Consider the following 12830-nt stretch of genomic DNA (forward strand, 5'->3'; position numbering starts at 1 on the left):
GCCGAAAGACCGCAGGGCGCTTCGCGTTCCTGCGGTTTTTTTTGGCGCTGAAATCGTCAGGCCGGGCGCTTTTGTTGTCATGAAGTTGTCAGCACAATGACATATGCTCGCTTCATATCGTGTGAGCTGGAGTTCTTATGACACGCCGTCGCGTGGTGGTAACGGGTCTGGGCATGCTGACCGGTCTGGGCAACTCGGTGACAGAGACCTGGGCCGGCATCCTGGCTGGTCGCAGCGGCATCAGTGCGATCACCCACTTTGATTGCAGCCAGTATGCGACACGGTTCGCCGGCACGGTCAGCGGCTTCCAGCCTGAGTCGGTGATGCCGGCCAAGGAAGCACGTCGTTATGACACCTTCATCCAGTACGGCATGGCAGCCGGCGAGCAGGCCCTGGTCGATTCCGGCCTGGTCATCACTGAGCACAACGCTGATCGGGTAGGGGTGTCCGTAGGCTCCGGCATCGGCGGTCTGACCAACATCGAAGACAACCACGTCAGTCTGCGTGAGGGTGGTCCGCGCAAGGTGTCGCCGTTCTTCGTGCCGGGCTCGATCATCAACATGGCAGCCGGCATGCTGGCCATACGCCACGGCCTCAAGGGCCCCAATCTGGCGCTGGCCACCGCCTGCACCACGTCCACGCACTGCATCGGTCTGGCCGCCCGCCTGATCAGCTATGGCGATGCCGATGTCATGCTCGCCGGCGGTACCGAAAAAGCCTCCTCGCCGCTGGGCATCGCCGGCTTTTCGGCGGCGCGTGCGCTGTCCACTCGCAACGATGCGCCGCAGCAGGCCAGCCGTCCCTTTGATCGCGACCGTGACGGATTTGTCCTTGGCGATGGCGCCGGCGTCATGGTGCTGGAGGAATACGAGCACGCCAAGGCGCGTGGTGCCCGCATCTATGCCGAGCTGACCGGCTTCGGCATGAGTGATGATGCCTACCACATCACCGCGCCGACCGAAGGCGGCACCGGGGCGGCGGCGGCCATGCGCAACGCGCTGCGTGATGCCGGTGTGGCGGTTGATGCCATTGACTACATCAATGCCCATGGCACCTCGACACCGGCAGGTGATGTCGCCGAGACCCAGGCCATCCAGTCGCTGTTCGGTGCCCATGCCGACCGGCTCATGGTCAGCTCCACCAAGTCCATGACCGGTCATCTGCTGGGTGCGGCCGGTGCCATCGAGGCCATTTTCAGCGTGCTTGCCATCCGTGACCAGGTGGCGCCACCCACCATCAACCTGGACAACCCGGACCCAGCCTGCACGCTGGATTACGTGCCCCATGTGGCGCGTCAGGCCCGCATCCGCACCGTGCTGTCGAACTCGTTCGGCTTCGGCGGCACCAACGGCAGCCTGGTGTTCAGCGCGCTGTGATCGCCCCCCGGCTCTGGCAGGGAGTACGTGAGGTCAGCGCGCTGTCCGCGCTGGATCGCGGGCTGGCCTGTGCCGATGGCGTGTTCGAAACCATCCGCGTGATCGGCGGTCGTCCGGTACTGCTTGAGCAGCACTGGGCGCGCCTGAGTGCCGGCTGTGCCGTGCTGGGCCTGCCCGACCTGGCGTTCTGGCGCCAGGCCGTGACGGCCTATCTGCAGGACATCCGTGCCGCGAGTCCTTGTCATGGCGTGCTCAAGATCGTGGTGACACGGGGACCGGGCGAACGCGGCTACCTGCCGCCGGTGGCGCCGCAGCCCACCCTGGTGCTGACATGGCAGGCACAGGAGCCGGCACCGGACCCGCGAGTCCGTGACGGCATCCGTGTTGCCGATGCAGCCTTCGCGCTGGCCGAGCAGCCGCTGCTGGCCGGTATCAAGCATCTGGCGCGCCTGGAGCAGGTGCTGTTGCGCCAGGCCTTGGCACAACAGCACCCGGACTGTGCCGAAGCAGTGGTGCAGGACAGTCACGGCCGACTCGTTGAAGGCGTGTTCAGCAATCTTTTCCTGGTTCGTGACGGCGTCCTGATGACGCCTGCCCTGCAGCGCTGCGGCGTGCGCGGGGTGTTGCGTGACGCCTTGCTGGATGCCTGTGTCGTTCAGGGCATCAGCGCTCTGGTCAGCGATCTGGGGCCGGAGGATCTGCTGCAGGCGGACGAGTGCTTCTTTGCCAACAGCGTCTTCGGCATCTGGCCGGTGACCGCCTGGCGGAACAGGACTTGGCGAGTCGGTGAGATGACCCGACAATGTCAGGCCCTGATCTCGCCCTGGTTTGCCGAGCAATGAGTCGACGACCCCGTCATTCGCGTGTGGTGTTCCCTGTTCGCAAACCGTCCTCGCGCTGGCGCCGGCGACTGCCCTGGCTGCTGCTCCTGCTGGTGGTGGTCGTGCTCTACCGGTCCTTGCTGCAGTCGCTGGTGCTGCCGCCCGAGGGCGTGCGCCTGAAGGTGCCGCGTGGCAGCAGCTGGTCGTTCGTGGCCGGCCAGCTGGCCGATAAGGACCTCATCGTGCATGGCATCAGCCTGCGCCTGTGGCTGATGCTGCGCCCGGGCGACGAGGTGCTGCGCTCCGGCACCTTCATTCTGCGCCCGCCCATGACCCTGGACCAGCTGGTGCGCCGACTCGCCGAGGCGCCCGACGGCACGCCACCGCTGGTGCTGCTGGAGGGCATGCGCTATCGCGATCTCGCTGCCATGCTGGGCGAGCGCAAGGACGTGCGTCAGGAGCTGCCGACCTTGTCGGTGACCGACATGCTGGCGGCGGTCGGTGCCGAGGAAACGCATCCTGAAGGACTGTTCGCGCCCGATACCTACGACATCGAGGAGGGCGAGCGCGACATCGACATCCTGCGTAGTCTCTATCTGCGCCAGAAGCGCATCCTGGCGGAGGAGTGGGCGGGACGGGCATCCGGACTGCCCTACAAGAGCCCTTACGAGGCGCTGATCATGGCGTCGATCATCGAGAAGGAAACCGGGTCTGCGGATGAGCGGGCGCAGATTGCCGGGGTCTTCATCCGTCGCCTGGACAAGGGCATGCGCCTGCAGACCGACCCCACCGTGATCTACGGTCAGGGAGAAAACTACCGGGGTGACATCACCCGTGCCCATCTGCGCCAGATGACGCCGTATAATACCTACCGCATCGACGGTCTGCCGCCGACGCCGATCGCCATGCCGGGGCGCGCCTCCATTCATGCCGCGCTGCATCCGGCCGAGGGGGATGCGCTGTTTTTCGTTGCCGACGGCCGTGGCCGGCACATCTTTTCCGCCACCCTCGACGAGCACAACCGCGCCGTCAACCGCTACCAACGCTGAGACCATCATGTCCGTGAACACTGGCCGACTCATCACCCTGGAAGGGGGAGAGGGTGTCGGCAAGAGCACCAATCTGGCCTTTGTTGCCGACTGGCTGCGTGGCACCGGCCGCCCCGTGGTGGTGACGCGCGAGCCTGGCGGCACGCCGCTGGCCGAGGAATTGCGCAGCCTGCTGCTGGCGCCTCGCGACGAGCCGGTGGCGCCGATGACCGAGCTTCTGGGCTTCTTTGCCGCCCGTGCCCAGCACTGGGCGCAGTGCATCGTGCCGACGCTTGAGCGTGGTGACTGGGTGCTGTGTGACCGTTTCATCGATGCCACCTGGGCCTATCAGGGCGGTGGTCGTGGCCGGCCTGCCGAGGTCATTGCCAGTCTGGAACAGCTGGTGCTGCAGGGCGCCCGACCGGGTCTGACCCTGCTGCTCGATCTGCCGGTCGAGCAGGGCGCGGCACGGGTTGCGGCACGCGGCGCCGCCGACCGCTTCGAAGCCGAGCAGAGCGCCTTTTTCGAGCGCGTGCGGTCCAGCTACCTGGCGCGCGCGGCCGCCGAGCCGGCACGGATCCGGGTCATTGATGCCGCACCGGCCTTGCCGCAGGTGCAGCAGGCGCTGGCTGCCGAACTGGCGGCCTATTGCCGGACGCTGCCGGCATGAGCGCGCCCTATCCCTGGCAGCAGGGCCTCTGGTCGTCGCTGCTGCGCCTGCATGCTGCCGGTCGGCTGCCTCATGCCCTGCTGCTGGCCGCCGCCGAGGGCAGCGGTCGCCATGACCTGGCGCTGGCGCTGGCCGCCCGCCTGCTTTGCCAGTCCCCGGCCGGTGAGCTGGCCTGCGGTCGATGCCGCAGCTGCCAGTGGCTGGCGGCTGGCAGCCACCCGGACTTTCTGCGTGTATCGCCCGAGGTGGATGGTGACAAGGTCAGCAAGGTCATCAAGGTCGACCAGGCGCGCGAGGTCGTGCAGTTCGCCAGCCAGTCAGCGCAGATGCAGGGCTGGCGCGTGGTGGTGCTGAGCCCGGCGCATGCCCTGAACACGGCATCGGCCAATGCCTTGCTGAAGACGCTGGAGGAACCGGGCCGCGACACCCTGTTCCTGCTGCTCACGGATCAGCCCATGAGCCTGCTGCCGACCATCCGCAGCCGTTGCCAGCTGCTGCCGCTGGGTGTGCCTGACACCCAGCTGGCACGCCAGTGGTTGCGATCGCAGCCCGGTCTGCCGGAGACGGCCGACGACGCGGTCGCGGACACGCTGCTGGCCCTGACCCGGGGGGCGCCGCTGGCGGCACGTGACCTGCTGCAGGCCGAGTGGTATCAGCAACGCGGCGCCCTGCTTGCCGATCTTCTGGCGGTGGCGGATGACAGGGCGGCACCGCTGACACTGTCGACGCAGTGGGGCAAGCGTGATGCCATGGCGCAGATCACCATCTGGCAGAGCCTGCTTGACGATGCCGTGCAGCTGGCACTGGTGCCTGACGCAGACTGCCGACACCGCGACCTCGCCGCCGAGCTGAAGCAGCTGGCTGCCGCCGTCTCTGCCGAGGCGCTGCTGGACACCCTGGCCCAGGCGGTGGAGGCGCGTCGTCTGCTGGACACCACGGTGCAGCCCCAAGCCATTCTCGATGCCCTCTGGCTGCACTGGGGGCGCAAGACCCGAACACGAGGTTCCCATGCTGGTTGACAGTCACTGCCATCTCGATCTCCTCAATCTCGACCGTCATGACGGCTCGCTGGATGCGGCACTGTCGGCGGCGCGGCAACGCGGCGTCAGCCATTTTCTCTGCATCAGTGTCGAGCTCGAGCGTTTCGACGACATTCGCCGCATTGCCGAGGCGCATGAGGACGTGTCGATCACGGTCGGCGTGCATCCCTGTCACACGGGTGCCGAACAGCCGGACCTGGCGCGCCTGCTGACGCTGGCGCAGCACCCCAAGGTGGTCGGCATCGGCGAGACCGGTCTGGACTATTTTCACGATGCATCCACCCGGGTGCAGCAGCAGGCGCTGTTCTCGACCCACATCGAGGCTTCGAAGCGCACCGGCAAGCCGCTGATCATCCACACCCGTTCGTCACGCGAGGACGTGCTGGCGCAGATGCGTGCCGAGGGGGCCGAGCAGGCCGTCATGCACTGCTTCACCGAGGACTGGGATACCGCGAAGGCGGCGCTGGATCTGGGCTACTACATTTCCATCTCGGGCATCGTCACCTTTCCCAAGGCCACCGAGCTCAAGGAGGTGGCGAAACGCATTCCGCTCGACCGTCTTCTCGTCGAGACCGATGCGCCCTGGCTGGCGCCGGTGCCGTATCGCGGCAAGCCCAACGAGCCGGCATTTGTCGCCGATACGGCGGCGCATATCGCCGCGTTGCGCGGCATCAGCGCGGAAGCACTGGCCGAGGCCACCACGCACAATTTCCACACGCTTTTCCGGCATGTTCGCCGGCAGTCGGTCGCCATGGCCTAACAGATTGACTGGACTGGCAAAACAATTAGATTCTGAAGCTTGATTCAACTTTTCCCGAGGATTCCCTATGTCTGACCTGGCCCGTGCCACGCAAAAGGCCCGCGAGTTTCGCCAACGTGAACAGTCCATTCTGGATTGCGCGCAAGCACTGTTCATGGAAATGGGCGAAGACAAGGTCACCGTCGAGATGATCGCGGACAAGGTCGGCATCGGCAAAGGCACGATCTACAAGCACTTCGAGACCAAGAACGAGATCTACCTGCTGCTCATGATCCGTTACGAGGAAGAGCTGGCCGAGCTGTTCCAGCGCATTGACACCTCGGAAGACAAGGCGGCCCTGGTGCGCGAGTATTTCAGCTTCCGCGTCAAGGATGCCGACAAGTACCTGCTCTTTGATCGTCTGGAAAGCAAGCTGGTGGCCGACAAGGCCGGCAAGCTTGCCGACGTGCCGCCGACCTGGCACATCGCTGCCGCCTGGGCGCTGGCGCATGGCGCCTCGGCACTGAGCAAGTCGAGCTTCTACACCCAGTTCATCGGTGACAAGGAGCCCTTCCTGGAGTTCCTGCTCAATGTCGCCGTGCGCATGGGCAACCGGGGCGTGCTCGGCGCGCCGGCAGACAAGCGCTCCACAAAGGGCGGCTGAAGCGCCTTTCGTCAGCCGCGTTGCGGGCAGAGCCTGTACAAGCGGGGGGTGCGGTTCTTGACCCCATGGGATACACACTGCAACATATGTGACCTTTTGGGGTTCACGCAGTGTGTGAATCCTCTGGTCACCCCCAAATTCTCATAGACAAACAAGCTGAGGATTCCATGAAGGTTCTGGTAGCTGTCAAGCGCGTTGTGGACTACAACGTGAAGGTTCGCGTGAAGGCGGACAAGACGGGTGTTGAGTTGGCCAACGTCAAGATGGCACTCAACCCGTTCTGCGAAATCGCGGTCGAAGAAGCCGTTCGTCTGAAGGAAAAGGGCGTCGCAACCGAGATCGTCGTGGTTACCGTGGGTGCCACCAACGCCCAGGAACAGCTGCGTACCGCGCTCGCTCTGGGTGCCGATCGCGCTATTCTGGTCGAGGCCGATGGCGCCGAGCCGCTGGCCGTTGCCAAGCTGCTCAAGGCCATCGCTGACCAGGAACAGCCGGGCCTGATCATCGTCGGCAAGCAGGCCATCGATGACGACAACAACCAGACCGGCCAGATGCTTGCGGCGCTGGGCGGCTACGGTCAGGGCACCTTCGCCTCCGTGGTCAAGGTCGAGGGCGGCAAGGCCCAGGTCACCCGTGAAGTCGACGGCGGCCTGCAGACCGTCGAGCTGGCGCTGCCGGCCGTGGTCACCACCGACCTGCGTCTGAACGAACCGCGCTACGCCTCCCTGCCGAACATCATGAAGGCCAAGAAGAAGCCGCTGGACATCAAGTCCCCGGCCGATTTCGGTGTCGACGTCTCGCCGCGTCTGAAGACCCTCAAGGTCGAGCCGCCGGCAGAGCGCAAGGCCGGCATCAAGGTCAAGACCGTTGAAGAACTGGTCGAGAAGCTGAAGAACGAAGCGAAGGTGATCTGATCATGACCATTCTTGTCATCGCTGAACACGATAACGCCTCCATCAAGGGCGCTACCCTCAACACCGTCACCGCCGCCCAGGCCATCGGTGGCGACATCCACGTGCTGGTTGCCGGCGCCGGCGCCCAGGGCGCCGCTGACGCTGCTGCCAAGATCGCCGGTGTCAGCAAGGTGCTGCTCGCCGACAGCGCCGCCTACGGTCATCAGCTTGCTGAAAACCTGGGTCTGCTGATCGCCGAACTGGGCAAGGGCTACAGCCACGTGCTGGCACCGGCCACCACCAACGGCAAGAACTACCTGCCGCGTGCTGCCGCGCTGCTCGACGTCGCCCAGATCTCGGAAATCTCCAAGGTTGTCTCCGCTGACACCTTCGAGCGTCCGATCTACGCCGGCAACGCCATCGCTACCGTGCAGTCCTCGGACAGCATCAAGGTCATCACCGTGCGCCCGACCGCCTTTGACGCCGCTGCCGCCACCGGTGGCTCGGCTGCCGTCGAAGCCGTCGGTGCTGCTCACGATGCCGGCAAGTCCTCCTTTGTCGGCGAAGAGCTGGCCAAGTCGGATCGTCCGGAACTGGCCGGTGCCAAGATCGTCGTCTCCGGCGGTCGCGGCATGGGCAACGGCGACAACTTCAAGATCCTCTACTCGCTGGCCGACAAGCTGGGCGCCGCCGTCGGAGCCTCGCGTGCTGCCGTCGACGCCGGCTTCGTGCCCAACGACATGCAGGTTGGTCAGACCGGCAAGGTCGTGGCACCGCAGCTGTACGTTGCCGTCGGCATCTCGGGTGCCATCCAGCACCTCGCCGGCATGAAGGACTCCAAGGTCATCGTTGCCATCAACAAGGACGAGGAAGCCCCGATCTTCTCGGTGGCCGACTACGGTCTGGTTGGCGATCTGTTCGACGCCGTTCCGGCGATCGAAAAGCTGGTCTGAGCGACAGCGGATCCCTGAAAAGGCCGTCCCGGGCAACCGGGACGGCCTTTTGCATTTTCAGGCACATGCTGCGTCAGGCCATGTCGCAGCTTCCCGGATTTGTGATCTGGACAGCATGAGTCCGCTGCGACACCGTATCCGTCATGACTGTCTGCATGAGGAAAGCGGAATGCCGCGATCGTGGCGCTGGTTGCTGATCTTCCTGCTGCCGTGGCTGGCAGCCTGTGCTCCCGACCCCGTGGTGGAGAAACCGTTGCCAACCGGGGCGCGCGTACTGGTGATCGGAGACAGCCTGGTGGCTGGCACCGGGGCAGGTCAGGGGCTGGACTGGCCGACCCGGCTGGCTCTGGACAGTGGCTGGCGCGTGGTCAATGCCGGCATTCCCGGCCACACCAGTGGCCAGGCCGCAGCCCGCTTGCCGGAGCTGCTCGCGCGGCATCGGCCGGATGCGGTCATCATCGCGGTCGGCGGCAACGACTTCCTGCGCCGGCATCCGCTCGCGGACACCCGCCGTCATCTGGAAGCACTGATCACGACAGCGCGCCAGGGCCGCGAACATGTGGCACTGCTGGCGGTGCCGCAGGCCGGACTGGCCGCTGCCTGGGGCAGTCTTGAAGATCATCCGCTGTTTGCCGAACTGGCGGAGCAGCATGGCATCACGCTGGTGCCGAATGCGATCAGCGAGGTGCTGTCGGATGACGCGTTGAAGGCGGATCCGATTCACGCCAACGCGGCAGGCTATGGCGTGCTTGCCGAGCGCGTGCTGGGGGCGCTCGACGAGCAGGGCTGGCGCTGAACGGCGTCAGTCAAGCAGCTGGAAGCGCATGCCGGCATGCGCCTGCAGGCGTTGCTGCAAGGCGTCGCCCAGCAGCGAGGCCGGCGTCCAGAAGCCGCCGGGGCGTCCGGCCATGTCCTGCGCCAGGCAGGCAGCGGCTTCGCCAAGCATGCGCGCGGTGGCGCCGTAGCCCGGGTCGCGTTCCCCGGTGACGCGTGCCGTGAGCCGGTGTCCGGCGTCATCGCGGCCGTGGAAGGTGAGTTCGAAGCGGCCGTTGCGCTGCTCCTCGGGGGACGGGCCTTCGCCGGGCTTGGGCAGCACATGCCGGCTCAGCAGACGGCGCACCGGTCCGATGGCGGCGCCTGCCACGAAGCCGCCGAGTGCGGCCGTGAATCCGGTTGCCATGGCCAGGCCCCGGACCCCGCTGCCGGTGGCCCAGGCCTCGTCATAGGCCAGATCCTGCCCCCAGCGCCAGCCGCTGAGCGCATTGCTGCGGTGCACGACGCGGGTGTTGATGGCGGCCATGATGAAGGGTGCCAGCCAGTTGTCGCTGAAGGCGTCACGGGTTGGGCGCAGCACCTCGGTCTGGCGGGCACCGCCGCTGATGCCGGCGAGCAGGTGCGGATTGCGGATGTCACGAGCCAGCGCGGGGTTGTCAGCCAGTTCCTGGAAGAAGTTGACCATGCTGGCGACGGTGCCGCCGGAGACACCACCGGTCAGGCGCACGCGCATGCTGACCTGGCGCAGCGGCTGGCCGAAACGGGCAATGGCGGCTTCCTGCAGGAAGCGCATGCCGAGGTCGGAGGGTATCGAGTCGAAGCCGCAGGCATGCACGATGCGCGCCCCGGTGCGCTGGGCAGTCGCCTCGTGCGCGGTGATCATGCGCCGCATCCACTGTACTTCGCCGGTGAGGTCGCAGTAGTCGGTGCCGGTGTCGGCGCATGCCGCGACCAGCGTGCTGCCATAGAGGGCGTAGGGCCCGACGGTGGAGACGATGACGCGGGCCTGCTCGCAAAGCCGGTGCAGCGCGGCGGCATCGCTGCTGTCGGCCACCAGCAGGGGCAGGCCGGCAGCGCGCTCGCCGAGGCTGTCGCGCACGGCGCGCAGGCGCGACTCGCTGCGTCCGGCCAGCGCCCAGCGCAACTCGCCATCGGCGCCATGGCGCTCCCAGAGGTGACGAACCAGGATCTGGCCGACGAAACTGCTGGCGCCGAACACGATGACATCAAGCGGGCGGGACATGGCGCGACTCCTGCGACAAAGGGATGTTGCACGCTAGCAGGCCGGGGGTGTCCGACTCAAGTCGACGTGCTGGCGCGCAGGTCGCGGGCCGTGAGATAGAGCCGGCAGTCGAACTCGACCTGGGCATAGCCGGGCAGCATGTGTTCGCAGAGCTGGTAGAACGCCTTGTTGTGCTCGCGCTCGCGGCAGTGAGCGAGCTCGTGCACGGCGATCATGCGCAGGAACTCGGCCGGCGCCTCGCGGAAAAGGCTGGCAATGCGGATTTCCTGACGGGCCTTGAGCTGGCCGCCATGCACCCGGCTGGCACGGGTATGCAGGCCTAGGGCGTTGTGCAGCACGTCCAGGGTGTTGTCGTAGCGCACCCGCGCCAGTGGCGGCGCGTGTCGCAGATGGCGCTGGCGGAGGCTGTTCAGGTAGTCGAAGAGGGCACGGTCGCTCTGGATGTCGTGCGGGTCCGGGTAGCGCGACTGCAGATAGCCGGCCAGTTCGTCACGGGCGATGAGCTGGCGCACCCGGGCCAGCAGGTGCTCGGGGTAGCCATGCAGATAGGGCAGGGGCTGGGTCATGCGCGGCATGATCGTTGTCCGGTGCCGGTAGCGTCAACAGGCTGCTAGAGTAGCGTTTTGCCTGACCGGATGCGCCGCATGCTTGGCTGGTTCGAACGCCGCCTGGACCCGTTTCCCCCCGAGGACCCTGTCGAGCCGCCGCGCACGCTGGTGGCCTTCTGCCGCCACTACACGCGCGGCAGCGAGCCCTGGCTGCTGGTGTCGGCGCTGCTGATGGCGGTGATCGCCATAGCCGAGGTCTGGCTCTTCGGTTTCATGGGCAACATCGTGACCTGGCTGGCCGATCAGGATCCGCGTCTGCTCTGGCAGCAGCGTGGCAATGAGCTGCTGGTGATGCTGGCGGTGATCCTGGCGCTGCCCCTGCTGGTCGGCCTGCACGCCATGCTCAATCACCAGACGCTGATGGGCAACTACCCCATGCGCATCCGCTGGATGGTGCACCGCTACCTGCTGCGCCAGTCCATGAGTTTCTACCAGAACGAGTTCGCCGGCCGCATCGCCACCAAGCTGATGCAGACCGCGCTGGCGGTGCGCGAGTGCGTGATCAAGCTCATCGACGTGCTCAACTACGTGGCGGTGTACTTCCTGGGTACCGTGGTGCTGGTCGGCAGCTCGGACTGGCGCCTGGCACTGCCGCTGCTGGCCTGGCTGGCCGCCTACGTGCTCATGCTGGCGCATTTCGTGCCGCGTCTGCGCGCGGTGTCCGGCGAGCAGGCCGATGCCCGCTCGCTGATGACCGGGCGCATCGTTGACAGCTACACCAACATCCAGACCGTGAAGCTGTTCTCGCACGCGCGCCGCGAGTCAGCCTACGCGCGCGAGGGCATGGGCGAGTTCATGACCACGGTGTATGCGCAGATGCGCCTGGTGACCCGCCTCATCTTCACCCTTTACGTGCTCAACACTGCCCTGCTGCTGGCGGTGGCGGCCGTGGCCCTGCAGCTGTGGCTGGCCGGCGAGCTGGCGGTGGGTGCCATCGCCGTGGCACTGGCGCTGGTGCTGCGCCTGTCCGGCATGTCGCAGTGGATCATGTGGGAGGTGTCGGCACTGTTCGAGAACATCGGCACCGTGCAGGACGGCATGGGGTCGATCTCGCGCCCGCAGGAGGTCATGGACCTGCCGCAGGCGCTGCCGCTGCAGGTCAGCCGGGGTGACATCCGCTTCGAGCAGGTGCGCTTCGGCTATGGCAACGGACGTACCGTGTTCGATGGCCTGGACCTGCACATACGGCCCGGTGAGCGCGTCGGTCTGGTGGGGCCGTCCGGGGCTGGCAAGTCGACGCTGGTCAACCTGCTGCTGCGTTTCCATGACCTTGACCACGGTCGCATCCTCATCGACGGACAGGACATTGCGCAGGTCACCCAGGAGTCGTTGCGCGCGCAGATCGGCATGGTGACCCAGGACACCTCGCTGCTGCACCGGTCGGTGCGTGACAACCTGCTTTACGGCCGCCCGGATGCCAGTGACGAGGCCATGGTGGCGGCGGCACGCCAGGCCCAGGCGCATGACTTCATCCTCGGTCTGCACGACGCGCGCGGCCGTCGCGGCTACGACGCCCACGTCGGCGAGCGTGGCGTGACCCTGTCCGGCGGACAGCGCCAGCGCATCGCCATTGCCCGCGTCATGCTCAAGGACGCTCCCGTGCTGCTGCTCGACGAGGCCACCTCGGCACTGGACTCCGAGGTCGAAGCCGCCATCCAGGACAACCTGTACCGGCTGATGGCGGGCAAGACCGTGATTGCCATCGCCCACCGGCTGTCGACCATTGCGGCCATGGACCGGCTGGTGGTGCTGGATCAGGGGCGCATCGTCGAGTCCGGCAGCCATGACGAACTGCTGACGCTGGGTGGCGTCTATGCGCGGCTGTGGGCGCACCAGTCCGGCGGCTTTCTGGTCGAGGCCAGGGAGGCCTGATATCCATCCACGGCCGGATTTCTGTCCGGGTTGTGTAAGCTGCTTCGGAGTTGCGTAAGGTCAGGGGGCATTTGGTAGCGCCGGCTCAAGTTGGCACCCTGACTGCACGATCTCTTCTGTGAAAGCCCTGGCGGTTCGGACCGTCAGAA

Annotated in this window: 13 protein-coding genes; 11 read left to right on the forward strand and 2 right to left on the reverse strand. The window is 66.3% G+C overall.

All coding sequences use genetic code 11. The features are described 5' to 3' along the window. Window positions 1-137 precede the first annotated feature (137 nt). The 10 genes from fabF (at window position 138) to F595_RS0108140 (ending at window position 8980) form a co-directional block, all read left to right on the forward strand. Entirely contained in the window at window positions 138-1376 is a 1239-nt protein-coding gene (gene fabF / locus F595_RS0108095) for a beta-ketoacyl-ACP synthase II (protein WP_022956366.1), read from the forward strand. Further along, on the forward strand, window positions 1373-2218 hold the full coding sequence (gene pabC / locus F595_RS0108100) for an aminodeoxychorismate lyase (protein ID WP_022956367.1): 846 nt from the start codon (window positions 1373-1375) through the stop codon (window positions 2216-2218). Before fabF ends, pabC begins: the two co-directional genes overlap by 4 nt. Then, entirely contained in the window at window positions 2215-3246 is a 1032-nt protein-coding gene (gene mltG, locus F595_RS13430; RefSeq protein WP_084682897.1) for an endolytic transglycosylase MltG, read from the forward strand. Before pabC ends, mltG begins: the two co-directional genes overlap by 4 nt. 7 nt (window positions 3247-3253) lie before the next feature. After that, window positions 3254-3895: a dTMP kinase gene (gene tmk / locus F595_RS0108110; protein ID WP_040568406.1), complete on the forward strand. Its 642-nt coding sequence runs from the start codon at window positions 3254-3256 to the stop codon at window positions 3893-3895. Further along, entirely contained in the window at window positions 3892-4914 is a 1023-nt protein-coding gene (holB, locus tag F595_RS13435) for a DNA polymerase III subunit delta' (protein WP_022956369.1), read from the forward strand. The genes tmk and holB overlap by 4 nt, the downstream gene beginning before the upstream one ends. Continuing rightward, window positions 4904-5695, forward strand: a complete 792-nt coding sequence (locus F595_RS0108120; protein ID WP_022956370.1) for a TatD family hydrolase — start codon at window positions 4904-4906, stop codon at window positions 5693-5695. The genes holB and F595_RS0108120 overlap by 11 nt, the downstream gene beginning before the upstream one ends. A 76-nt stretch (window positions 5696-5771) precedes the next feature. Then, entirely contained in the window at window positions 5772-6338 is a 567-nt protein-coding gene (locus F595_RS13440; RefSeq protein WP_211213162.1) for a TetR/AcrR family transcriptional regulator, read from the forward strand. Window positions 6339-6505: 167 nt separating this feature from the next. Further along, window positions 6506-7252, forward strand: coding sequence for an electron transfer flavoprotein subunit beta/FixA family protein (locus F595_RS0108130; protein WP_022956372.1), 747 nt, complete (start codon window positions 6506-6508; stop codon window positions 7250-7252). A 2-nt stretch (window positions 7253-7254) separates the two neighbouring features. Then, window positions 7255-8184: an electron transfer flavoprotein subunit alpha/FixB family protein gene (locus F595_RS0108135; protein ID WP_022956373.1), complete on the forward strand. Its 930-nt coding sequence runs from the start codon at window positions 7255-7257 to the stop codon at window positions 8182-8184. A gap of 169 nt (window positions 8185-8353) precedes the next feature. After that, window positions 8354-8980: a GDSL-type esterase/lipase family protein gene (locus F595_RS0108140; RefSeq protein WP_022956374.1), complete on the forward strand. Its 627-nt coding sequence runs from the start codon at window positions 8354-8356 to the stop codon at window positions 8978-8980. 6 nt (window positions 8981-8986) lie between these two features. On the opposite strand, the gene F595_RS0108145 is transcribed toward F595_RS0108140, so the two are convergent. Both F595_RS0108145 and F595_RS0108150 read right to left on the reverse strand, forming a co-directional pair. Next, window positions 8987-10201 carry a saccharopine dehydrogenase family protein gene (locus F595_RS0108145; RefSeq protein WP_022956375.1) on the reverse strand — a complete coding sequence of 405 codons (1215 nt, stop codon included), beginning with the start codon at window positions 10199-10201 and terminating at the stop codon, window positions 8987-8989. Window positions 10202-10257: 56 nt separating this feature from the next. After that, a complete protein-coding gene (locus F595_RS0108150) occupies window positions 10258-10776 on the reverse strand; it encodes a YgjP-like metallopeptidase domain-containing protein (RefSeq protein ID WP_022956376.1) in 519 nt (172 codons plus the stop codon). A 69-nt stretch (window positions 10777-10845) separates the two neighbouring features. Here F595_RS0108150 and F595_RS0108155 point away from each other — a divergent pair, with 69 nt between their 5' ends. Then, complete coding sequence (locus F595_RS0108155) at window positions 10846-12681, forward strand: ABC transporter ATP-binding protein (RefSeq protein WP_022956377.1); 1836 nt, start codon at window positions 10846-10848, stop codon at window positions 12679-12681. Window positions 12682-12830 lie beyond the last annotated feature (149 nt).

The sequence above is a fragment of the Perlucidibaca piscinae DSM 21586 genome, assembly GCF_000420045.1.
In the GTDB taxonomy this organism is placed as follows: domain Bacteria; phylum Pseudomonadota; class Gammaproteobacteria; order Pseudomonadales; family Moraxellaceae; genus Perlucidibaca; species Perlucidibaca piscinae.

Excerpts from the sequence above, each read along its gene's own strand:
- fabF (WP_022956366.1), top strand. The coding sequence starts at position 138 with ATGACACGCCGTCGCGTGGTGGTAACGGGTCTGGGCATGCTGACCGGT.
- mltG (WP_084682897.1), top strand. The coding sequence starts at position 2,215 with ATGAGTCGACGACCCCGTCATTCGCGTGTGGTGTTCCCTGTTCGCAAA.
- tmk (WP_040568406.1), top strand. The coding sequence starts at position 3,254 with ATGTCCGTGAACACTGGCCGACTCATCACCCTGGAAGGGGGAGAGGGT.
- holB (WP_022956369.1), top strand. The coding sequence starts at position 3,892 with ATGAGCGCGCCCTATCCCTGGCAGCAGGGCCTCTGGTCGTCGCTGCTG.
- F595_RS0108120 (WP_022956370.1), top strand. The coding sequence starts at position 4,904 with ATGCTGGTTGACAGTCACTGCCATCTCGATCTCCTCAATCTCGACCGT.
- F595_RS0108130 (WP_022956372.1), top strand. The coding sequence starts at position 6,506 with ATGAAGGTTCTGGTAGCTGTCAAGCGCGTTGTGGACTACAACGTGAAG.
- F595_RS0108135 (WP_022956373.1), top strand. The coding sequence starts at position 7,255 with ATGACCATTCTTGTCATCGCTGAACACGATAACGCCTCCATCAAGGGC.
- F595_RS0108140 (WP_022956374.1), top strand. The coding sequence starts at position 8,354 with ATGCCGCGATCGTGGCGCTGGTTGCTGATCTTCCTGCTGCCGTGGCTG.
- F595_RS0108145 (WP_022956375.1), bottom strand. The coding sequence starts at position 10,201 with ATGTCCCGCCCGCTTGATGTCATCGTGTTCGGCGCCAGCAGTTTCGTC.
- F595_RS0108150 (WP_022956376.1), bottom strand. The coding sequence starts at position 10,776 with ATGCCGCGCATGACCCAGCCCCTGCCCTATCTGCATGGCTACCCCGAG.
- F595_RS0108155 (WP_022956377.1), top strand. The coding sequence starts at position 10,846 with ATGCTTGGCTGGTTCGAACGCCGCCTGGACCCGTTTCCCCCCGAGGAC.